This window comes from Novosphingobium sp. B-7, from assembly GCF_000410615.1.
Classification (GTDB): domain Bacteria; phylum Pseudomonadota; class Alphaproteobacteria; order Sphingomonadales; family Sphingomonadaceae; genus Novosphingobium; species Novosphingobium capsulatum.
Map to the genome: position 1 here is coordinate 4,003 of NZ_KE148372.1, position 21,509 is coordinate 25,511.

Annotated in this window: 20 protein-coding genes; 11 read left to right on the forward strand and 9 right to left on the reverse strand. The window is 64.3% G+C overall.

Annotated elements, in window-relative coordinates; translation table 11 throughout:
• Nucleotides 1–105 precede the first annotated feature (105 nt).
• The 3 genes from H926_RS35495 to H926_RS0115200 all read left to right on the forward strand — a co-directional run bounded on the left by H926_RS35495 (nucleotide 106) and on the right by H926_RS0115200 (nucleotide 5,546).
• The gene (locus H926_RS35495) at nucleotides 106–1,560 is read left to right on the forward strand and encodes a M10 family metallopeptidase (RefSeq protein ID WP_022677074.1); all 1,455 of its coding nucleotides are present in this window, start codon (nucleotides 106–108) and stop codon (nucleotides 1,558–1,560) included.
• 118 nt (nucleotides 1,561–1,678) lie between these two features.
• Nucleotides 1,679–3,400 (forward strand): M10 family metallopeptidase, encoded by a 1,722-nt coding sequence (locus H926_RS35500; RefSeq protein ID WP_022677075.1) that lies wholly within the window; start codon nucleotides 1,679–1,681, stop codon nucleotides 3,398–3,400.
• A gap of 67 nt (nucleotides 3,401–3,467) precedes the next feature.
• On the forward strand, nucleotides 3,468–5,546 hold the full coding sequence (locus tag H926_RS0115200; protein ID WP_022677076.1) for an FIST N-terminal domain-containing protein: 2,079 nt from the start codon (nucleotides 3,468–3,470) through the stop codon (nucleotides 5,544–5,546).
• 5 nt (nucleotides 5,547–5,551) lie between these two features.
• Here the strand turns inward: H926_RS0115200 and H926_RS0115205 are convergent, their stop codons facing one another.
• From H926_RS0115205 to H926_RS0115215, 3 genes are all read right to left on the reverse strand, one after another.
• Nucleotides 5,552–5,824 (reverse strand): hypothetical protein, encoded by a 273-nt coding sequence (locus H926_RS0115205; protein WP_022677077.1) that lies wholly within the window; start codon nucleotides 5,822–5,824, stop codon nucleotides 5,552–5,554.
• A gap of 158 nt (nucleotides 5,825–5,982) precedes the next feature.
• Nucleotides 5,983–6,621: a CoA transferase subunit B gene (locus tag H926_RS0115210; RefSeq protein WP_022677078.1), complete on the reverse strand. Its 639-nt coding sequence runs from the start codon at nucleotides 6,619–6,621 to the stop codon at nucleotides 5,983–5,985.
• Nucleotides 6,621–7,331 (reverse strand): CoA transferase subunit A, encoded by a 711-nt coding sequence (locus tag H926_RS0115215; protein WP_022677079.1) that lies wholly within the window; start codon nucleotides 7,329–7,331, stop codon nucleotides 6,621–6,623. Before H926_RS0115215 ends, H926_RS0115210 begins: the two co-directional genes overlap by 1 nt.
• 104 nt (nucleotides 7,332–7,435) lie before the next feature.
• Between H926_RS0115215 and H926_RS0115220 the strand changes: the two genes are divergently transcribed.
• The 5 genes from H926_RS0115220 to H926_RS0115240 all read left to right on the forward strand — a co-directional run bounded on the left by H926_RS0115220 (nucleotide 7,436) and on the right by H926_RS0115240 (nucleotide 10,227).
• On the forward strand, nucleotides 7,436–8,305 hold the full coding sequence (locus tag H926_RS0115220) for a LysR family transcriptional regulator (RefSeq protein ID WP_022677080.1): 870 nt from the start codon (nucleotides 7,436–7,438) through the stop codon (nucleotides 8,303–8,305).
• Nucleotides 8,306–9,181: 876 nt separating this feature from the next.
• Complete coding sequence (locus H926_RS0115225; protein WP_022677081.1) at nucleotides 9,182–9,388, forward strand: cold-shock protein; 207 nt, start codon at nucleotides 9,182–9,184, stop codon at nucleotides 9,386–9,388.
• Between the two features lie 86 nt (nucleotides 9,389–9,474).
• Nucleotides 9,475–9,684 (forward strand): hypothetical protein, encoded by a 210-nt coding sequence (locus H926_RS0115230; protein WP_022677082.1) that lies wholly within the window; start codon nucleotides 9,475–9,477, stop codon nucleotides 9,682–9,684.
• Nucleotides 9,685–9,717: 33 nt separating this feature from the next.
• Nucleotides 9,718–9,846, forward strand: coding sequence for a hypothetical protein (locus tag H926_RS35450; RefSeq protein ID WP_022677083.1), 129 nt, complete (start codon nucleotides 9,718–9,720; stop codon nucleotides 9,844–9,846).
• A 123-nt stretch (nucleotides 9,847–9,969) separates the two neighbouring features.
• The gene (locus H926_RS0115240; protein ID WP_022677084.1) at nucleotides 9,970–10,227 is read left to right on the forward strand and encodes a hypothetical protein; all 258 of its coding nucleotides are present in this window, start codon (nucleotides 9,970–9,972) and stop codon (nucleotides 10,225–10,227) included.
• 3 nt (nucleotides 10,228–10,230) lie between these two features.
• On the opposite strand, the gene H926_RS0115245 is transcribed toward H926_RS0115240, so the two are convergent.
• Nucleotides 10,231–11,712: an exopolyphosphatase gene (locus tag H926_RS0115245; RefSeq protein ID WP_022677085.1), complete on the reverse strand. Its 1,482-nt coding sequence runs from the start codon at nucleotides 11,710–11,712 to the stop codon at nucleotides 10,231–10,233.
• A gap of 7 nt (nucleotides 11,713–11,719) precedes the next feature.
• Complete coding sequence (locus H926_RS0115250) at nucleotides 11,720–13,876, reverse strand: RNA degradosome polyphosphate kinase (protein WP_192816558.1); 2,157 nt, start codon at nucleotides 13,874–13,876, stop codon at nucleotides 11,720–11,722.
• Between the two features lie 578 nt (nucleotides 13,877–14,454).
• Here H926_RS0115250 and H926_RS0115255 point away from each other — a divergent pair.
• The gene (locus tag H926_RS0115255) at nucleotides 14,455–14,646 is read left to right on the forward strand and encodes a YezD family protein (RefSeq protein ID WP_022677087.1); all 192 of its coding nucleotides are present in this window, start codon (nucleotides 14,455–14,457) and stop codon (nucleotides 14,644–14,646) included.
• A 156-nt stretch (nucleotides 14,647–14,802) separates the two neighbouring features.
• Entirely contained in the window at nucleotides 14,803–17,271 is a 2,469-nt protein-coding gene (locus H926_RS0115260) for a TonB-dependent receptor (protein ID WP_022677088.1), read from the forward strand.
• A gap of 108 nt (nucleotides 17,272–17,379) precedes the next feature.
• Here H926_RS0115260 and H926_RS0115265 read toward each other — a convergent pair whose 3' ends face one another.
• Nucleotides 17,380–18,213, reverse strand: a complete 834-nt coding sequence (locus H926_RS0115265; RefSeq protein WP_022677089.1) for a TIGR00266 family protein — start codon at nucleotides 18,211–18,213, stop codon at nucleotides 17,380–17,382.
• 241 nt (nucleotides 18,214–18,454) lie between these two features.
• On the opposite strand from H926_RS0115265, the gene H926_RS0115270 reads away from it, so the two are divergent.
• A complete protein-coding gene (locus H926_RS0115270; RefSeq protein WP_022677090.1) occupies nucleotides 18,455–19,750 on the forward strand; it encodes a cytochrome b/b6 domain-containing protein in 1,296 nt (431 codons plus the stop codon).
• Nucleotides 19,751–19,804: 54 nt separating this feature from the next.
• Here the strand turns inward: H926_RS0115270 and H926_RS0115275 are convergent, their stop codons facing one another.
• The 3 genes from H926_RS0115275 to H926_RS0115285 all read right to left on the reverse strand — a co-directional run.
• Nucleotides 19,805–20,458 (reverse strand): TetR/AcrR family transcriptional regulator, encoded by a 654-nt coding sequence (locus H926_RS0115275; RefSeq protein WP_028658071.1) that lies wholly within the window; start codon nucleotides 20,456–20,458, stop codon nucleotides 19,805–19,807.
• Nucleotides 20,459–20,477: 19 nt separating this feature from the next.
• Nucleotides 20,478–20,741 carry a hypothetical protein gene (locus H926_RS0115280; RefSeq protein WP_022677092.1) on the reverse strand — a complete coding sequence of 88 codons (264 nt, stop codon included), beginning with the start codon at nucleotides 20,739–20,741 and terminating at the stop codon, nucleotides 20,478–20,480.
• Nucleotides 20,742–20,854: 113 nt separating this feature from the next.
• Nucleotides 20,855–21,509, reverse strand: a 655-nt coding sequence (locus H926_RS0115285; protein WP_022677093.1) for a TolC family protein, incomplete at its 5' end; no start/stop codon positions are given.

Below are 21,509 nucleotides of genomic sequence, written 5' to 3' on the forward strand. Positions count from 1 at the left end.
GTGCAAGCACGTGCCCTTAAACATACCCGCTGTTGATGGTCTATGTGGCCTGTTCGCCATGGAAAGCCCGCCAGCCGGGCATTGTGCGATCAAGGACCACAGCCCATGCCCAGCTATACCGATGCGTCGGTCGTTTCGACCTATGCGCTCACCGGCAACAAATACTTTGACGCCTTGCTCTATTCCAAGGCCATGTTCCGCTCCAAGTGGTCGACCATTGCCGATGGCAAGACGGCGATCACCTACAGCTTCCCGTGGCTCGATGGCGTCGCCAGCAAGTTTGCCAATGGCTATGGCAGCGAACCGGGCGCGGCCACCCATGGCGCCATGCCCAGCGCGCAGATCGCCAACATCAAGGCGGCGTTCCAGGCGTGGTCCGATGTGGCCAACATCACCTTTACCCAGGTGAGCGAGACCGACAGCGGCACCGTCGGCGATATCCGCGTCGCGCAATCGTCCAGCGTGAGCGGGCAATACTGGGGCTATTGCAAGCTGGTATCCAATGGCGCGGCCAATGCCCATGGCGATATCTGGATTTCGCCCAATTATGGCAACGGCTCGTTTGCCGTGGGCACCTATAACTACATGGCGATGATGCACGAGGTCGGCCACGCCCTGGGCCTCGATCACCCGTTTGAAGGCAATAAGATGCCCTCGGGCTTTGACGTGCGCAATTACACGATCATGTCCTACACCGATCCCAAGGGGGTGTGGTGGGTGAACAGTGGCACGGGGCAGACCGAATACCTCATCAAGTCGCCGATGGTCTATGACATCGCCGCGATCCAGGCGATCTATGGCGCCAACACCGGCTTTCACGCCGGCGATGACACCTACAGCTACTCCGCCACGGCACCGTTCTTCGCCGCAATCTGGGACGGCGGCGGCAATGACACGATCGATGTCAGCGCCTTTTCCAAGGGGTGCCGCGTCGATCTGCACGCCGGTGCCTATTCTACCCTGGTGTTCGACAACCTGCAGACGCTGAACAACAATCTGGGCATTGCCTTCAACTGCACGATCGAAAATGCCACGGGCGGCAGCGGGGCCGACAAACTCGTCGGCAACGATATCGCCAATGTGCTGTTCGGCCGCGACGGCGACGATACGCTGACAGGCAATGGCGGTAACGACACGCTCAACGGCGGCGCGGGCAAGGACGTGCTGCTGGGCGGCAACGATGCCGATACGCTGATCGGCGGGGCAGGGCAGGACACGCTGACCGGGGGCGCCGGCGCGGACGCTTTCGTTTTTACCGCCATTTCCGATTTTGCCGGGCAAGACCTAGCCAGTTGCGATGCGATCACCGATTTCAGCAAGACGCAGAAAGACGTGATCAAGCTCAACCAGATCGATGCGATCAGCACCAACGCCAATGCCGATGATCCCTTCACTTTCATCGGCACCGCCAATTTCCACAAGGTGGCGGGCGAATTGCGCTATATGTACAGCGGCGGGGCCACGGTGATCCAGGGTGACGTCAACGGCGATGGCGTGGCTGATTTCTGGCTGAAAGCGGCGGGCAAGATCGCCTTTGCCGCCACTGATTTCGTGCTCTAGCCTGGGCGCCTTGCCAGGGGGAGGCGCGCTCACGCCTCCACTTTGAACCTGTCGTCCGTCCCGTAACGCGGCAGGCTTGCCTACCAAGGCAGGCCTTCAACCGTTCGGGAATGCACGCGTGGCCACCTATACCCAGGCATCGCCGGTCAAGACCTATTCGCTGACCGCCGATGCGCGGTTCAATGCCTTGCTTCAGGCCGATCCCGCCTATCGCCTGGCGTGGTCCACCGTTTCGGCCGGCAAGACGGTGGTCAGCTACAGCTTCATCTGGGGCGGCGGCGTCGCCTCGGCCTTTGCCAGTGGCTATGGCACCGAAATGACCGCAGCCACAGTCGGCGCCTTGCCGTCTGGTGACTATGCCAATGTCGCCCTGGCGTTTGCGCAATGGGCCAATGTCGCCAACCTTTCGTTCAAGCAGGTGGCCGAAACCGCCGGTGGCACGGTGGGAGACATTCGCCTGGGCCTGTCCTCGCGCGTGGGCGATGCCTGGGGCTATACCAAGGCCACGGCTGGCGGCCTGGCCAATAGCCACGGCGATATCTGGATCAACCCGCTCTATGGGCGCGATTCCTACGCGGTGAACACCTACAATTTCACCGCTCTGATGCACGAAATCGGCCACGCCCTGGGCCTGGCGCATCCATCCGAAGGCTTCATCATCCCCACCGGGTATGATTATCGCAACTACACGATCATGTCCTACAACGATCCCTATGGGGTCTATGCCTATAACCCGGCCAAGGAAGACTTCGACTATATCATCCAGACGCCGATGGTTTACGATATCGCCGCGATCCAGGCGATCTATGGCGCCAACATGAGCTATCATGCCGGCGACAACACCTATGCCTATTCGCCCGGCAGCCCATTTTACGCCACGATCTGGGATGCCGGCGGCAAGGATCTGATCGACCTGCGCACGTTCAAGCTGGATTGCTGGGTCGATCTCCACCCTGGCGCCTATTCCACGCTGGGGTTCACCAATGTCAGCGTGTCCAACAACCTCGGCATCGCCTACAACGTGACGATCGAGGATTGCTATGGCGGCGCCGGCAACGACACGCTGGTGGGCAACGAGGCGAACAACGCGCTCTATGGCAACGCCGGCAACGACCGGCTCTATGGCTATGGCGGGAATGACAAGCTTTCGGGCGGCAAGGGCGATGACATTCTCTCGGGCGGCGATGGCAACGACACGTTCCTGGCCGGCGATGACCTGGGCAATGATCGCTATGTCGGCGGCCCCGGCCTCGATCTTGTCACCTATGCCGGCGCGACGGCGGGCGTCACCGTCAACCTGGCCACGAGCGTGGGCGATGGCACGGCGGCGGGCCTGGGCAAGGACACGATCTCGGGCGTGGAGCGCGTTACCGGCTCTGCCCACAATGATACCCTGCTGGGCGATGCCAACGACAACATCCTGTCGGGCAATGGCGGCAACGATACGATCAACGGCATGGCCGGCGCCGATACCTTGCGCGGCGGATCGGGCCAGGACCGGCTCACCGGCGGCAGCGGCGCCGATCGCTTCGTGTTTGAGCGGGTGATCGAATTTGCCGGAAGCACAGCCACCACGTGTGACGTGATCACCGATTTCAAGCATGCGGACGGCGATCTGATCGTGTTGACGCCGATTGACGCGAACAGCCTGACCAGCGCCGACGATGCCTTTGCGTTCATCGGCACGGCCGCCTTCCACCATGTGGCGGGCGAGTTGCGCTATGCTATCACCGGCGGCAACACCCTGGTTCAGGGGGACATCAACGGCGATGGCCTGGCTGATTTCACGCTGCTGCTGCAAGGCAGCCTGTCGTTGGTAAAGGGCGATTTCCTGCTCTGAACGGCTACGCACTTTCCGCAGGGGCGCCCAACGGTTTGTTGGCCATGGCAGGTCTAAGCCGGCCAAAATGCCGGAGACGACCATGTTCGGATTGCGCAAAGTCTTTGGGAGCCCTGCAACGCCCACGCCACTGCCCACCTTGGCGGCGTGGGATCAAGACGTGCCGCCTGTCGAGAGTTTTGTCCCGCTGGCGCAGCCGTCGATGCGTGTGGTGCGCAGCAACAGCATGCTGCACGGGCTGGGCCACGAAACCTTCCGCTTTGGCGATGTCGCGGCAGCGCTGGTCATGGCCTATGTGTCCCCGCACGTCGATTTCGAAACGGTGGTGCAGCGTTTGCGTCCGTTGTGCGCGCCGGCGCGCGTGGTGGCGGTCACCACGGCGGGCGAGCTGTGCGGCGATGGCCAGGGGCCGCTCTATTGCCCCGCCGATGGCGCGTGGGACAGAGTGGTGGTGCAGGTCTTCGGGCCAGACCTGTTTGCCGCTACCAGCATCCATGCCGTTCCCCTGGCCAACGAGGATATCCGCGCCGGCAAGCCGGCCAAGGCGCAGGAACGCCGCGTTGACGAGATCGCCGATCACCTCTCGCGCCTGTCTGTGTCCTTCCCGGTACGGCACCATGATACGCTGGCACTCACCCTGATCGACGGGCTTTCCGCCAGCGAGAACTTCTTCATGGAGGCGGTCTATCGCTGCGGCCGCTTCCCATGCGTGTTCATCGGTGGATCGGCTGGCGGCAAGCTGGATTTCCAGGCGACCTGGCTGTTCGATGGCGAACGCTTCTTGCAGGACCATGCGGTGATCGTCTTTGCCAAGATGCGCGACGATGCGCGCTTCGGCATCTTCAAGACGCAGAACTTCGTCGATACCGGGCGCAGCGTGATCATCATGGAAGCTTCGGCCGAAACCCGCTGCGTCACTTCGGTGGTGGAGCCCGGCTCGGTGGAGATCGTGCCGGTGGTCGATGCGCTCAGCGCCATGATGGGGTGCCAGCCGCACGATCTGGAACAGCGCCTGCAAGGGCACACGTTTGCCATCCGCCTGAACGACCAGCTGTTCGTGCGCTCCATCGCCAGCATCGATGTGGCGGCCGGGGCCGTGCATTTCTATTGCGACATCAACCCCGGCGATGAATTGCACCTGGTGGCCGCCACCGATTTCGCCGGGCAGACCAGGGCCGATCTGGAGGCGTTCCTGCGGGGCAAGCCGCATCCGGTGGGCGCCCTGCTCAACGACTGCATCCTGCGCCGCCTGGGCAATGGCGCGCAGCTTGGCGCGCTCGACGGGCTGTGGGGCGACGTGCCGGCGGCGGGCTTTTCCACGTTTGGCGAACTGCTGGGCATCAACGTCAACCAGACCTTGACGGCGGTGGTCTTCTTCAAGCCCGCGCCGGGCGAGGTGCTGACCGAACCGTTCGTGGAGCAGTTCCCCATCCACTATGCGCAGTTCGCGCGCTATTTCGTGGAAACGCGGCTCAACCAGCAGCGCCTGATCAACGGGCTGCGCCAGCAGTTGCTGGGCCGGCTTACCGATTTCGTGATGAAGACCGCGCGCCTCGCGCACGAGCTGGACCAGGTGGCCAGCGGAACCGAGGATGTGCGCCGAAATGTCGATGCCATGCGCACCGAGATCGAGCAGCGGCTGGCCGGCCTCGCCCACAGCGACGAGGAAGGGGTGCTCGATACCGAATTCGGCCATGTCGCCCAGGCCATGGCTCAACTGCGCGACATCGTCGAAGTGATCGACAAGATCAACATGCAGACCAACCTGCTCTCGCTCAACGCCGGGATCGAGGCGGCACGCGCTGGCGAGGCCGGGCGCGCCTTTGCCATCGTCGCCAACGAAGTGCGCAGCCTGGCCAAGATGACCCGCACCACGCTCGATCAAAGCCGCGAATCGCTGGGCCAGGTCGACAATTCGATGACCCGGCTGGGCGGCCATGTCGCGCAGACAGAGGCCAAGCTGGGCAATGCCCGCAATGGCTTTGATGTCATCACCGCCAGCCTCGGCGCGATGTTCGCCTCGTTCTCGCGCATTGGCGAATTGCTGGGCTCGGTGGAGCAAATGGCCCGCCAGCAGACCGGCATGATGAGCCAGGTGGAGCTGGAGATAGAGCGCCTGCGCCGGGTGGAGGGCCAGCAGGCGTAAGCAGTCTAGATCCGGCGCAGCGCGTCGGCCATCACATGGGCTTCATGCTGGCTGGCGATCAGCAGCGGCTGGGTGTCCTGCTCGGCCCGGCGTTCGCTTTCGGGCACCAGCGCGCGTGCGTCGCCGCTCCACTGTGCGGCAATCGCCCGCACTTCGGGCACGATCACCAGCTTGGCCACCACCAGCGATCCGGTCCACAGCGGGATCGACAGCACGAGCGAGGTGATGACGCACTTCACAGCCTTGCCGGGGTGCAGGAAGTTGATGTTCCAGGTCATGGTCAATTCCCGATTGCGCTTTCCCATCGGTCCCGGGGCAGGGGCTAACGGCTGGGGCCTGACATCGGGATGAATGACCAAATTTTCATGTTGGTTCAAAAGGTAGTCTGGGCACTGCGCCGCCAGTGGCCCTGCGGCCATGGCGGCGCAGCAATGGTTCAGGCCGCCACGTAATGCGCCGTGGTCTTGGCGGCCACTTCCTCGGCTGTCACGCCGGGCGCCAGCTCCACCAGGTGGAACGGGCTGTCGTGATCCGGGCGCTGGAACACGGCGAGGTCGGTGATCACCATGTCGACCACGTTCTTGCCGGTCAGCGGCAGGGTGCAATCAGGAATGAACTTGGAGCTGCCGTCCTTGGCGCAGTGCTCCATCACCACGATGATGCGCTTCACCCCCGCGACCAGGTCCATGGCGCCGCCCATGCCCTTGATCATCTTGCCGGGCACCATCCAGTTGGCGATATCGCCGCCCTGCGACACTTCCATCGCGCCCAGCACGGTCAGGTCGATATGCCCGCCCCGGATCATGGCAAAGCTTTGCGCGCTATCGAAATAGGCGGTCTGCGGCAGCTCGCTGATGGTCTGCTTGCCGGCGTTGATCAGGTCGGCGTCGACCTCGTCGTCGAACGGGAAGGGGCCGATGCCCAGCATCCCGTTTTCCGATTGCAGCGTCACTTCCATGCCGGCGGGAATGTGGTTGGCCACCAGCGTGGGGATGCCGATGCCCAGGTTCACATAGAACCCATCTTGAAGTTCGCGCGCCGCGCGCGCGGCCATTTCGTCACGAGTCCAGGGCATCAGGCGTTCTCCCGCGCACGGGTGGTGCGGAATTCGATCTTCTTGTCATAGGGCGCGCCCAGCACCAGCCGCTGGACATAGACGCCCGGCAGGTGGATGCCATCGGCATCGAGGCTGCCGGTCGGCACGATCTCTTCCACTTCCACCACGCAGACCTTGCCGCAGGTCGCGGCCGGCACGTTGAAATTGCGCGCCGTCTTGCGGAACACCACGTTGCCGCTCTCGTCCGCCTTCCACGCCTTGACCAGCGACAGGTCGGCAAAGATCCCGCGTTCCAGGATATAGTCCTGCCCGTCGAAATTCTTCACTTCCTTGCCCTCGGCCACCAGCGTGCCCACGCCGGTCTTGGTGTAGAAGCCGGGAATGCCTGCGCCGCCCGCGCGCATGCGCTCGGCCAGGGTGCCCTGGGGGCAGAATTCCACCTCCAGCTCGCCCGACAGATACTGGCGTTCGAATTCCTTGTTCTCGCCCACATAGGACGAGATCATCTTCTTGACCTGGCGCGTGCGCAGCAGCTTGCCGATGCCTTCGTTGTCGATGCCGGCATTGTTGCTGGCAAAGGTCAGCCCGCTCACCCCGGACTCGCGCACCGCATCCAGCAGCCGCTCAGGGATTCCGCAAAGGCCAAAGCCCCCGCAGGCGATCAGCAGGCCATCGTGCAACAGCCCGTCCAGCGCGGCTGTGGCAGAGGGATAGATCTTGTTGGCCATCGGCACCTCTCCATTGATGCCCCGTCTTACGCCAGCCAATCGATCGGAACTAGCGATACATTGTTATCTTTTATGATAAGACCTGGATATGATACCGCAGGCCCATGAAGCGCCTGGCCATCTATCACCTCGAAACCCTGCTGTGGATTGCCCGCCTGGGCACGTTCCGCGCCGCGGCAGAGCGGCTCAATACTACGCAGCCCGCCATTTCCGCCCGCGTGAAAGAGATCGAGGAGCAATTGGGCGTCGATCTGTTCCGCCGCGAAGGGCGCAACATGGTGCTCACCGCGCGCGGCCGCGCCCTGGTCGCCGATTTCGAGCCGCTGTGGGCCGGCTTCGAACGCGCGCTGTTCAAGGCGAGCGACTTTGGCGGCGCCACCGGCATCGTGCGCATCGGCACCGGCGAGATCGCCGCCGCCAGTTGCCTGCCCGCCTTCGTCGCGGCGGTGGAGCAGGACCTGCCCGGCGTGACGCTGGAGATCGAGCTCGACCTAACCGCCCGCATGCTCCAGCAACTGCTCGCCGGCACCAGCGACATGGTGTTCCTCGCCGGCCCGGTCGCCAGCCCCGGCGTGCGCACCACGCCATTGGGCAGCGTCGCGCTGGTCTGGGCGGCCAGCAAGGCCACGGCGCAGGCCGGCGGCTTCAAGCAAGCGCTGCCGGTGTGGTCGATCCCGGAACACTCACCCATCCACGGCATCATGCGCGAATCCCTCGCGCAGCACGGCATCACGCCGCCAGTCATCCGCACCTGCAACAACGTCCGCGCCTTGGTCGAAATCATCCGCCTGGGCAGCGGCGCCGCGCTGTTGCCCGAAACCATGGTGCGCGGCGAACTGGCGAGCGGGGAACTGGTGCAAGTCCTGCCATCGCCCAAGCGGCAACTGCGCTTCGAAGCGGCGATCAGGAGCGCCGAGCGCGACCCGCTGATTCTGGAGCTGTTCCGGCGGGTTGGCGGGCTCAGGATTGATTAGGGCGCGGGGGTAAATTCAGCGGCTGGGCGGCTGGCTGGGGCTGGTGGGATGCGAACGATGTGAGGCACGGCGTCAGAAGCTTGCACCGTCTATCAATCGTCGCGGCAGGTCTTTCCAAACTTCGGGGGCGAACATCCGGAGGTTCACGCCCATACGCCGATAGGCTGGGTCCGTTGCGGTCCAGTGTGTTGTGCAGCCACAGCTTGCGCAATGCCAAAGGTCGAGTGCGCAATCCCCTTGCCGATACGCTGTCCCGGTGCCTTCGATGGTCACCAAATCAGGTGAGCAATAGTACCACACTCCAGCAATGCGTCTGCATATTGAACAGTTGCACTCACTCGCATCCACCAGCGTATCGCGAAGCACGATCTGGATTCGCCCGCAATGACAGCGTCCTCGATGCTCGCTCAAGCCAGCCCTCCACCATGTTCGCGGAGCAAGTCTTGCACAGGGCGTGAATGTCCGCAAACCGGAATGGGCGTAACCGTTCATACGGGCTGGGGCACGCGACTGGGGAAGGGGGCTTCCCAACAAACCCTACCCCAACCCCTCCCGCAGGCGGCAGGCGGGCTGCAGTTCCTTGAGTCGGCTACCCCGCAGTCGCCAAAATCGCCGCGCATTGGTGGTGAGATTTCGCTGGTATTTTCCCCATGTGGCCTGCTGTATCGCGCATCAATCGCGGCCATAATGCGGCCGAAAACCGAGAATTGCCTTTCAATTTTTCGGCATCGTGTTATTAGGGTTGTGCTTACGTCGCATGCGACGGATAAATCGGCAGCTTTATGCCACCCCTTTATCCTTTTCTAGCACTACAGAAGCCGGGATGCGCCGCTGTTGGCGCATGCCCGTCAAACCATGGGATAAAGGGTTATCCATATGACGACCGGAACCGTAAAGTTTTTCAACGTCGACAAGGGCTATGGCTTCATTGCGCCCAATGACGGCGGCACCGATGCCTTCGTGCACATCTCGGCCGTGGAACGCGCCGGCATGCGCACGCTCGAAAAGGACCAGCGCGTTTCCTACGAGTTGGAAACCGATCGCCGTGGCAAGGTTTCGGCAGTCAATCTCCAGGCTGCCTGATGGATGCGGGTCGCGCGGTTGATCCAACCGCGCGACCACACCGCACCTGTCGCTACATGCCGAATTGACATTGCTGGAGGCCGAAAATGTCTGATCCGAAAAATCGTCCGTTCCTGATCAACAAGGATGCGGAAGGCAATTTCCGGCTGACCGTGCGCAGTATCCGATACAATTCGCAAGGGTATCCGTTGGTCACGGCGGCGCTGCAAGACGAACTGTTCAAGACCATGGCTGGCGCCCGCACATTCGCGCGCGACAACTTTGGCGCACAGCCGGGCGAATACGCGTCAAAGTAAAGAGCGTTGCTCGCACCGTGAAAAGGAATTGGCATGGCCAAGGGTCAAAAGAAATCCAACAAGGAAGTGCGCAAGCCCAAGGCGGCCAAGCCGCCCAAGCTTAACGCCTCCAATCCATCGACCAGGCCAGCGCCGGTCGGGATCGTCACGATCAAGCGGTAAGACCAAGCGGGCAACTGCCCTGCTTTGCCACTCTGGCCGCGCCGATGCCAACCCTCGGCGCGTCGTTGGCATGCCGGAAAATCAGCAAGATTGCCGGCATCGCCAACCGGTGGAGCCAGTTTCATGACGGATAGTCCCAGCCTCATCGACCCCCAGTTGCTCGATGCGCACGAAGCGTCTGATATTTCGGCCATCAACGGCATCGTCAGCCTGGCGAACATCCTGCGCGGCCGCAATATTCTGACCGACGCCGAGGCTTCGGCCTTGCACGAGAGCATGAGTTTGCCGCTTGGCATGGCCAAATACGCAGACAATCCATCGGTCCAGGACATTCAGCTCAACCTCGACCGCCTGTTTGCGATGGTCGTCCGCCCGGGTTGAGTCCTACCGCTCCCTGATCGCCGCCTTCAGCCCCAGATGCGCGGCAAGCGCTTTCAAGTCCCGGCCCACGCTGTCGTTGATCAGCACGGCATGGCGGTCTTCCACTTCCATCACAAGTACCTCGCCTTCGCGGCGCAGCGTGCTGCCGTTGAGCGCGGAGGGCGCGCCCACGGTGAACCGCCGGCATAGGCGGGTGGCAAGGCCCCAGGCCTGGGCTTCGCGCAGCGAGGCGGGGGTGGCGAGGAGGTTGAGGTCTTCGGGCAGCGTCAGCTTGCCGGTATTGGCGATCATGGCCGCGGCAAGCATCGCGCGATCGCGCGCGGTGGCGCCGATCCAGCGTTTGCGCAGGCCCCATTCGTGCGCCAGGTCGCCGCGCAGGTTGGGCTCCACCGTGGCCGAGGCCATGCACAGCATCGTCGCGGCCAGGCGCAGGCGTTCGCGCCGGTCGGGCCCGTCGGTCTGCACCACGCCGGCGGTCCAGCCGGCCACCATGCTGGCGGTGTTGGGTGAAATGCCATGTTCCTGGGCAAAGGCAGAGGCGCCGGCGACCAGCGGTTCCTGCCCGCGCACGGCATCGGGCATCGCTTCCCACAGCACGCCTTCGCGCAGGCCCCAAGCCGAAAATACCAGCCGTTCAGGCTTTAGCCGGGCGATCAGCACGGCGAGCAGCGCGGCAGTATCGGGCAGGCTGGCAAGGCGCCCGCCGGAAACCCCCGCGATCGGCGCAACAGCCTCTCCCTTGCGCCGCGCCAGGGCCTTGGCCAGCTTGAGCGCCAGGGCAGGATCGGCGACATAGCCATGCGGATCATCGATCGGAAAGCGCGTTTCCACCATCATGTGGCGGGCAAAGGCGCGCAGCGAGCCGCCGACGAGATAGAGCGTCTGCCCCGGCGTGGCTTTCCATTCCGCCTTGGCCAGCGCCTTGGTGATCTTCTGCCCGAAAGCGCGCTGCCCTTCGGCGCGCAGCGCGGGCAGGCGCAGCGTGCCCAGCGGCAGGCTGACCCCGTGGGTGCAGCGCTGCCCGTCCACATCCACCAGTTCCAGGCTGCCACCGCCCAGATCGCCCACCACGCCCTTGGCCTTGGGAAAGGCGCCCAGCACGCCATGCGCGCTGGTGATCGCCTCTTCCTCGCCCGAGAGCAGGCGCGGGGAAAAGCCCAGCTTGGCGATGGCATCGAGGAAGGCGGCGCCATTGCGCGCGTCGCGGCTGGCGGCGGTGGCCACCACGTCGAGTTCGGTCACCCCCTGCAGTGCCAGGATCGCCTTGAACCGGGCGAGCGAGGCCAATGCCAGGGCCATGGCCTTGGGCGAAAGATCACCGCTTTCCGCAACGCCCTTGCCCAGGCGCGCGGTCACTTTCTCGTTGTGCAGCACCTTGGGCGCGCGCAGCGGCTGGCCATAGATGACCAGGCGCACGGTGTTGGAGCCGATATCGATAATGGCGCGCTTGGGCGCTTCTTTGCCACGGGACAGGCCAAATGCCATCGCGCCGTCAATCGACCGTTGCGCCACCGCGCCGCAGCGCCAGCTTGGGTACCTTGCGCCCCTTGGTAAGGGCCGCGCCGCGGCCCGAAAGCGAAGGATTGGTCATGAAATAGCGGTGCACATTGAACGGTTTCTCGCCCGCGTCGGATCGACACGAAACCCGCTGATAATCGCCATCGGCGTGCAAAGTCCAGCTTTGCTCGGTATCGATGAGGTTGGCCAGCATTACTTGGTCCAGGATCTGGTCGTGCACCGTGCGGTTGCGGATCGGCACCAGCACTTCCACCCGGCGATCCAGATTGCGGCTCATCCCGTCGGCCGAGGAGATGAACACCCGCGCGCGCCGGTTGGGCAGGGCGCCGCCGTTGCCGAACGCCCAGATGCGGCTGTGCTCCAGAAAGCGGCCGATGATCGATTTCACCGTGATCCGTTCCGAAAGCCCGGGCACGCCGGGCCGCAGGCAGCAGATGCCGCGCACCACCAGCGAAATGTCCACGCCAGCCTGCGCTGCGGCATAGAGCCGCTCGATCAGGCGGCTGTCGGTCAGCGCATTGAGCTTGGCCCAGATCGCGGCGCGCTTGCCTGCGCGGGCAAAGGCGATCTCGCGCTCGATGCAATCATACAGCGTGCGGCGCAGGCCGATCGGCGAGATCGAAAGAAACTCGGTGTTCTTGGGCTCGACATAGCCGGTGATGAAATTGAACAGCTGCCCGGCATCGCGCCCCGCCTTGGGGTCGGCGGTAAAGAACGACAGGTCGGTATAGATGCGTGCGGTCACCGGGTGATAGTTGCCGGTGCCAAAGTGGCAATAAGTGCGATAGCCATCGCCCTCGCGCCGCACCACCATCGAAACCTTGGCATGCGTCTTCCAGTCGACGAAGCCGTAGATCACCTGGACCCCGGCGCGCTCCAACTGGCTCGCCCAGTGCAGGTTCTGCTCCTCGTCAAACCGCGCCTTGAGTTCGACCACGGCCGTGACCGACTTGCCCGCCTCGGCCGCCGCGATCAGCGCGGCGATCACTGCCGATTGCTTGCCGGCGCGATAAAGCGTCTGCTTGATCGCCACCACATCGGGATCTTCGGCGGCCTGGCGCAGGAAATCGACCACCACGTCGAAACTTTCGAACGGGTGGTGGATCACCAGATCCTTTTCGCGGATCGCGGCAAAGCAATCGCCATCGTGTTCCAGCACGCGTTCGGGATAGCGCGGGTTATAGGGCTCGAACTTCAGTTCCGGGCGCGGCATGTCGACGATCTGCGACAGGCCGTTCATCGCCAGCAAGCCGCGCGATTTCACCACCAGCGCATAGTCCAGGCGCAGCTTGTCGCGCAGCAATTGCTCGGCCGTGGGATCGAAATCATCCTGCAACTGCAGCATGATCACTTTACCGCGCCGCCGCCGCTGGATCGCCGTGCGGAAATAGCGCACCAGGTCTTCGGCGTCTTCCTCGATCTCCATGTCGCTGTCGCGCAGCACGCGGAACGTGCCCGAACCCTGGATGCGAAAGCCGGGAAACACCGTGGCGGCGTTGCGGCGCACCAGTTCCTCGATGCTGATCCAGCCGCCATCGTCGGGCAGCTTGACAAAGCGCGGCAGCGCCGGCGGCACCAGGATCATCTCGGTGACCGGGTCGTTATCGGCCACCCGCACCATCGAGAACAGGATGCCCGTGCCCTGGTTGGCGATAAACGGGAACGGGTGCGCCGGATCGATCGCCTGGGGGGTAAGCACCGGCATGACATGCTCGGTGAAATAGCGCGCCAGCCAATCGGCCTGGTGGCGGGGCAGGGGCTTGTCGCCCACCATATGGATGCCGGCGTCGGCCAGCAGGTCTGACAGTTCGCCCAGCACCACGCGCTGCGCGCTGACCAGGTCTTCCACGGCGCCGTGGATCTGCTGCAACTGCTGGACCGGGCTGAACCCGTCGATCGAAACCTCGTCGATCCCGCGCCGCACCTGGCCGGCGATCCCGGCCACGCGCACCATCATGAATTCATCCAGGTTGCTGCCCGAGATCGACAGGAAGCGCAGCCGCTCCAGCAGCGGATAATTGGTGTTCTGCGCCTCGGCCAGAACGCGGCGGTTGAACATCAGCCAGCTCAACTCGCGGTTGAAATAGCGCATCGGCGGTGGACCCTCGGTCAACGCGGATAGGGCCTGCATCGGCAGCACGCCACCCGGCGCTGCGCTGGTTTCTGCCACGATTGCTGTCCTGCTTGGTGTTGTTGCGGTCCCGCGCGCCATCGTTCCGCTTTGCTACTCTTGTATGACAAGCACGATGTTAGAAACGGGCAGCGGCGCCTTGGCAAGTGCAAAGCGGCCCTGTCAGGAAACGTTACAAGCTGTGCGTTAATCTCTACTCGTTTTGTCGAGAATCATGCCCGCTTCGCCGCCCGCCCGCTCGTCAGCGGGCGTCGTTACGCTAGATTGCGAGCATGGCCCCGGTGAGTCGCGTGCCCAGGCGCGCGACCACGGCCGATCCGCAGCGGGCTGGCCGCGCATGCCCAAGCCCGCTGCGGACTCTGGTTGTTGATGAATATTATCAAATGCTTGGTCCGCGTTGCTGGGCCGGGCCTGCTGGTGTGCGGGCGAGGCGTAGCGCCGTTCATCGTGGCGAAAGTTTCGCTATCTGGCCTCCAACAACTCGTTTAATGTCTATCGTAAAAGTTGAGTATAAGAAGGTGGCAACAGGCACCTCGCCGCGGCGGGGCCAAGACCCAAGCCTTTGCAAGAGAGAGCCGATGTCCATCACACCTGCCAATGCAGATCCGGCCACCCGCGATCCGGAACAGGCCCGCCTGATCGAGCAATCGCTCGACAGCGTGCGCGAGGCCCTGGCCGGGCTGCGCTATGGCCAAGTCGGCCTCACCGTTCACGAAGGGCGCGTCGTGCAGATCGACGTGACCGAGAAGCGTCGCTTCAACAACCACTGATCCGCCAGAATTTTCGATCACGCCAAGCAATCCATGGCGGCACCACGGCTCTGGGGAGGGCCGCCGGCCATGGCAAAAACCAACAACAGACCATGCCGCCACCCGCCACGGAACCCCTCCGCGCGCGTGGTCCGGCATGTCGAAAGGGATATCAGCATGCTCGTTCGCGCCCATCTCGCCGCGTCGGTGGCTTCCGTTGGCCTTGCTCTCGCGCTTGCCGCCCCGGCCCATGCCGCCGATGCGCCTGCGCCGGCAGACGCCTCCAGCAAATCTGTGCCAGCCGCTGCCCAGCCGCCGGTGGATGACAGCATCGTCGTCACCGCCCGCCGCCGCGCCGAAACCGTGCAGACCGTGCCGCTGGCCGTCACCGTGGTGGGCGGCGCGCATATCGATGCCGCCGGTGCGTTCAATGTCGGCCGCCTCACGCAGTTGACGCCCACGCTGCAATTCTATTCGTCCAACCCGCGCAACACCTCGGTCAACATCCGCGGGCTGGGCGCGCCGCTGGGCCTGACCAACGACGGCATCGAACAGGGTGTGGGCGTCTACATCGATGACGTGTTCTATGCCCGTGCCGCGTCCTCCACGTTCGACTTCCTCGACGTGAGCCGCATCGAAGTGCTGCGCGGGCCGCAGGGCACGCTGTTTGGCAAGAACACCACCGCCGGCGCGCTCAACATCACCACCCGCGCCCCCACGTTCGAGCCCGAGGCCCGGCTGGAAGCGACCGCCGGCAACCTTGGCTTCGTCCAGCTCAAGGGCGCGGTGTCCGGCCCGCTCAGCGATACCCTGGCGGTGCGCCTGGCCGGCTCGTTTACCGAGCGCGACGGGACGGTCTATAACGTCAAGCAGCGCCAGTGGATCAATTCGCAAGACAACAAGGGCGCGCGCCTGCAATTCCTGTGGCGCCCGTCGAGCACGGTCGAAGTGACGCTGGCGGGGGATTACAACAAACAGAACCCCAACTGCTGCGCGCTGGTCTATGTGCGCACCGGCGCCACGCAGCGCCCGCTCAACCGCCAGTACGCCGCGCTCGCTGCCGCGCAGAACTATGCCGTGCCCAGCACCAATCCGTTCGATCGGGTGACCGACGAAGACGTGGCCCTGCGCGCCAAGAACGAAGTGGGCGGCGTTTCGCTGCGCGCCAAGATCCAGACTGGGCTGGGCACGATCACCTCGATCACGGCGTGGCGCTATTGGGATTGGGACCCGTCGAACGACCGCGATTACCTCGGCCTGCCGATCACCACCAAGTCCAACAATCCCTCGCACCAGGACCAATATACCCAGGAACTGCGCCTGACCGGTGAAACCGGCCGCTTCAACTATACCGTCGGCGCATTCGGCTTCTATCAGAAGATCCACACCACCGGCATTCAGCAGCAGGGCCCGGCGGCGAGCAAGTTCCTGATCGCGCCGAGCAATGCGCTGTCGAACGATCCCAGCGTGCTCAACGGCCTGACCGCCGCGAACGACATCACGCTCAAGAACACTAGCGCGGCAATCTATGGCAAGTTCGGCTACAAGCTGACCGACACGCTGTCGATCCAGCCGGGTGTGCGCCTCAACTATGACAAGAAGGACGGGATCTACAATTCCACCGTCACCGATGGAAACGGCGCTCTTGTCACGTTTGCCACCAACAACACCGCGCGGCAAAAAGCCCAGCTGGCCGTGCTCGCGCCGCAGTACTTCGTTGCCAATTTCAGCGACTGGAACCTGTCGGGCGACGCGACGCTGGCCTGGGATCCCACCAGCGACGTCCACGTCTATGGCACTTATGCGCGCAGCTTCAAATCGGGCGGCATCAACCTCAACGGCGTGCCGGCCAACACCGATGGCACTCCGCTGCTGCAGTTTGCCACGATCAAGCCGGAACGCGTCAACCACTTTGAACTGGGCATCAAGACGCAGTTCTGGAACCGCAAGGGCACGTTCAACGTCGCTGCGTTCCGCACCGATATCAACGACTATCAGGCGCAGGTGACGAACTACACCGTGGGCGCGCTGCGCGGCTACCTCGCCAATGCGGAAAAGGTTCGCACCCAGGGCGTGGAAGTCGATTTCGCGGTGCGGCCGAGCGAGCGGATCAGTCTCTATTCCAATGCCGCCTATACCGATGCCAAGTATGTGCGCTTCAAGAACGCACCTTGCGCGCCCGAGCTTTCGGGCGGCACCCAGAATGTCGATGCCAATGGCAACCTGATCGGCACGCCGGCCACGCCGGGCACGCCGGGGATCAGCCCGCTGTCGTGCGACATTTCCGGCCAGGTGCTGCCCGGCGTGTCGAAGTGGTCGTTCTCCTATGGCGGCGAAGTCAACCTGCCGGTCCAGGCGTTCGGCGGGGAAGGGCAGGTCTATCTCGGCGTCGATGGCAACTATCGCTCGCGCTTTTCGTCCAACCCCACCCCTTCGGCCTATACCTGGATTGAAGGTTACGCGCTCACCAACTTCCGCCTGGGCGTGCGCCGCGAGGGCCGCTTCGATATCTATGGTTGGCTGCGCAATGCCTTTGACACGCACTATTTCGAGCAGCTCGCGGTCGGTTCGGGCAACACCGGCCTGATCGTGGGCCAGGTCGGCGATCCGCGCACCTATGGCCTTACCGTGCGCACGCAGTTCTAAGCGGCGCGCGGGGGAGCGGGCTTCGACAAGCTCAGCCCGAACGGAAACCAAGGGAATTTCTCCAAGGTCCGTTCGCCCTGAGCCTGTCGAAGGGCCTATCCCGAAACCCTAGCGATTGCCGTCGATGAAATCACCCAGCGGGCCCAGCACCGAACCTTCGCCGCGGTTGCTGCCCCCGCCGGGTATGGCAGCGGCAACCACGCGACCGGCCAGGCGGGCAAAGGGCAGGGACTGGATCCACACTTTGCCCGGCCCGGTCAGGCGCGCAAAGAACAGGCCTTCGCCGCCAAACAGCACGCTGCGCACGCCGCCCGCGCGCACCAGGTCGAAATCGATCGAGGGCGTATAGGCGGCCAGGCACCCCGTATCGACATGGAGCTGTTCGCCAGGGCCAAGCTCGCGTTCCACCAGGGTGCCGCCCATCTGGACAAAGACCCAGCCATCGCCATCCAGCCGCTGCATGACAAAGCCTTCGCCGCCAAACAGGCCGGTCATGATCCGGCGCTGGAACGCGATGCCGATCGAGACGCCGCGCGCGGCCGCCAGAAAGCTGTCTTTCTGGCAGATCAGCGTGCCACCCAGGTCTGACAGCTTGAGCGGCAGGATCGTGCCCGGCACCGGCGCTGCAAACGCAACGCGCGCCTTGCCGTGGCCCTGGTGGGTGAACACGGTGGTGAACAGGCTGGCCCCGGTGACGAGGCGCTTGCCCGCGCCCAGCAGCTTGCCCATGAAGCCGCCGCCATCGCCGTCGCTGCCATCGCCAAACACCGTGGTCATCTCGATCGCGGCATCCTTCCAGACAAACGCGCCAGCCTCGGCCACGGCGCTCTCGCCGGGATCGAGTTCGATCTCGACGAACTGCAGGTCATTGCCGCGAATGGCAAAGTCCACGTCATCGGCGACGCCGGCGCGGCGGCTGTGGCTCCAGGGGCTGCTGCTCATGGGAAATGCGGTCTCCTGATGGCGCGGGGCAGGGCGCCCACGCGCGGTGACGCAGCGAACCATGGCATGGCTGCAACGCGCGCTCCAGCCTGGTTCGTCGTGATGACGATGGCGCTCGATCGGTGACATGCACCGGCTGGATCGCACCTGATCCGGCATGGATCGGCTGGGCATATCAAAAGCCACAATCGCCTGTTATAGACAGCGCGGGTGGCCAAGAGGATGAGGAGATTTTCGCGGCATGAATGACACGTTTTCGCGGGGGCTGTCGCCAAAGCGCTATGCCCTGAGTGCGATCATCCTCCACTGGTCGATCGCGGCGTTGCTGCTGTTTCAGGTGTCGCTCGGCTGGCGGCTGGAAGACCTGCCCAAGGGCACGGCCAGCTTTGCCGGCTACCAGTTTCACAAGTCGGTCGGCTTCCTGATCCTGGCGCTCAGCCTCGCGCGCCTGGGCGTGCGTCTGGTGGCGCGGCGCCCGGCACCGGCCGAAGGCGCGCCGGCGGTAAAGCTGCTGGTCAAGGTCGTGCACGTCCTGCTCTATGCGGTGATGATCGTGGGCCCGCTGTCGGGCTGGATCATGGTGTCCACGTCCAAGATCCGCCTGCAGACCATGGTGTTCGGCACGTTGCCGATGCCCAACCTGCCGGTCGGTCATGCCTGGCACGAGCCGGCCGAAACCATTCACGGCGCGCTTGGCCTGGTGACGCTGGGCCTGTTCGCGCTGCACGTCGCTGGCGCGCTGCGCCATCACTTCATGGGCGACGATCTGCTGGGGCGGATGATTCCGGCCAATACCCGCCGCGGCCTGACCATCGGCGTCATCATCGCGCTGATCGGTTCGGCAGGGGCCATGGCGCTTGCCAAGGTCTGGCCGTTTGGTGGCCCGGCGGTGGCGCCGGTTGCAGCCGCGTCGGCTGATCCCGATGGCGATGAGTCAGAAGCGGCCACCGATATGGCCAGCGATGCCGCAGTTCAGGCGCCGGCCAGCGCGGCGGCGCCCGTGGCCGATGGATCCGCCGGCGCTGAGGCTGCTGCCAAGGCGGTTGCCTGGCAACTCGCGCCCGGTGGCAAGCTTGGCTTCCACGCCACCTATTCGGGTGACGCGATCAACGGCAGCTTTGGCCGCTGGGACGCCAAGATCGTGTTCTCGCCCGATGATCTTGCCCATTCCACGCTGCGCGCCACGATCGATCTGGCTTCGGTCGGCACCGGCGATGCGCAGCGCGACGACATGCTCAAGGGCGACAATTTCTTCCGCGCCGCCGCACATCCCCAGGCGATCTATACTGCATCGCGTTTCCGCGCGCAGTCGCCCGGGCACTATGTCGCCGAAGGTACGCTGTCGCTGGCCGGCAAGATCCGCCCGGTGCCACTGGCCTTTGTGCTGACGATCGATGGCGATCGGGCGACCGCGCACGGCACCGCCACGTTGTCACGCACGGCGTTTGGCGTCGGCACCGGTGAATGGGGTGGCACCGATACGCTGCTCGATGGCGTGACGGTCGATTTCGCGCTCAAGGCCAAGCGCCAGTCCTGATCCGCGTTCCCGCCCGCGCCTGGCCGATGCCGGGCGAGGGCGGGATGCGATCGGTCAGCGTGGCGGCGCGCCGGGCGATCCTTGCTGGCGCACCCCGGCAAAGAAGAAGCTGATGTAGCGATCAGCCCAGTGCATGTGCTTGGCGCGATCATGCCCGCCTTCGGAACTGGCCATCTTGTAGTGGCCCAACAGACCTTCGAGCCAAAAGCGCGCGGCGTTCTCGCAATCGTCGATGACGATCTCGCCCCGCTGCTGCGCTGTTTCGAACAGGCTGCGAATCTTTTCGACCGCGTTGCGATAGACCATCGCCCGATAGCCCCCCTGTGGGCTGCCGGCCTCGGTATCGAGCCAGTCGATCAGCCGTTCCATCAGCTGGCCATCGGGCGAGTGCAGCAGTTCCAGCGTTTCCACCGCACGCAAGCGGAACGTTTCGGCCAGCGAGACCTGGCTCTCCAGCGCGGCAATCGCATCGCGACGTTTGCTCACGCCGTGATGGACTAGCGCTTCAAGCAGTTCGCGCTTGCCGGCAAAGCGGGAATAGATCGTGGCCTTGCCGATATGGGCATGGCGCGCAACGCGATCGAACGTGAAGGTATCCAGCCCGCTGTCGAGCAAAACCTCCCAACTGGCGTCGAGAATCTTGCCGTAAAGCTGTTCCGCCTCTGCCACCGAGGGGCGCCCCCGCCGCGGCGCGGCGGGCGATGCCATGCCGTCAGTGGCCGGTGCGTCAGTGGCGGGCGGTTGATCCGTGCTGGAATGCGGCGGCAGAGTCATCGGCCGCACTCCCGTTGCCCGTGGCCGCATCGATCTGCGCGACGAAGGTGTACGACGCCGAAAATTCCGCTGCCGTTCCGGGCAAGGCCGATGCACTGTCGCGTGCCGCAATCTGTCCCGGCCGCTTTACGCATTCGCGATGTGCGGGGCAGGTCATTTCCAGCCCTTCCTGATAGGCCAGCCAGACGCGGCGGCCGATATCCGAAAACCAATCCATCCTTCCCAACCCTCTGTCCGAGTGGCTCACGCCTTTGCGGCGTCTTGTGAAGGAAAATTGACACAGATTCGGGCGTTCGCAAAGCGCTATAAACGGAACGGATCTGGCTCATTTCAGCGGTCCTGGGCCGGTGCCTGCCACCCCAGGCCAAGCGCCTTTTCCACGGCGATGAAATCGGTGGTCAGCTCTGCCGCGGCCGCTGCGGTGGCTTGGGCTGCCTGCACCTGCTGGCGTTGCGCGCTCAAGGCGTCGCTGCGGGCCACGGTGCCGGCATTGGCCCGCTGTTGCTGCAGGGCTTGCGCCCGCGCGGCCTGCGCCTGGCTATCCAGCGCCTTGCCATAGACCTGGCGCTGGCTGCCAAAGCGGGTGAGGGAGCCTTCGGCATCCTGCAGCGCGGTCAGCACGGTGTTGCGATAATTGGCTTCCTGCTCGGCATAGGCCTGGCGCTTGCTGGCCACCTGTGCCTTGTTGCGCCCACCATCGAACAGGCTCCAGCGGATTTGCGGCAGGGCCAGGCCGATGATCTTGGACGGATCGACCACATCGCCGATGCTGGTGCCACCCAGGCCCAGCAGGCCCATGAAGCTGATCTTGGGCAGGCCAGCTGCGATCTGTGCGCCGATGTCGGCATTGGCGGCGGCCAGCTGGCGCTCGGCCATGCGGATATCGGGGCGGTTGCGCAGCAGGCTGGCGGGATCGCCCACGGCCACGCTGGCCGGCGGCAACGGCAGCGGCGCCGGCGTGGTCAGCGTGGCATCGAGCGCGCCC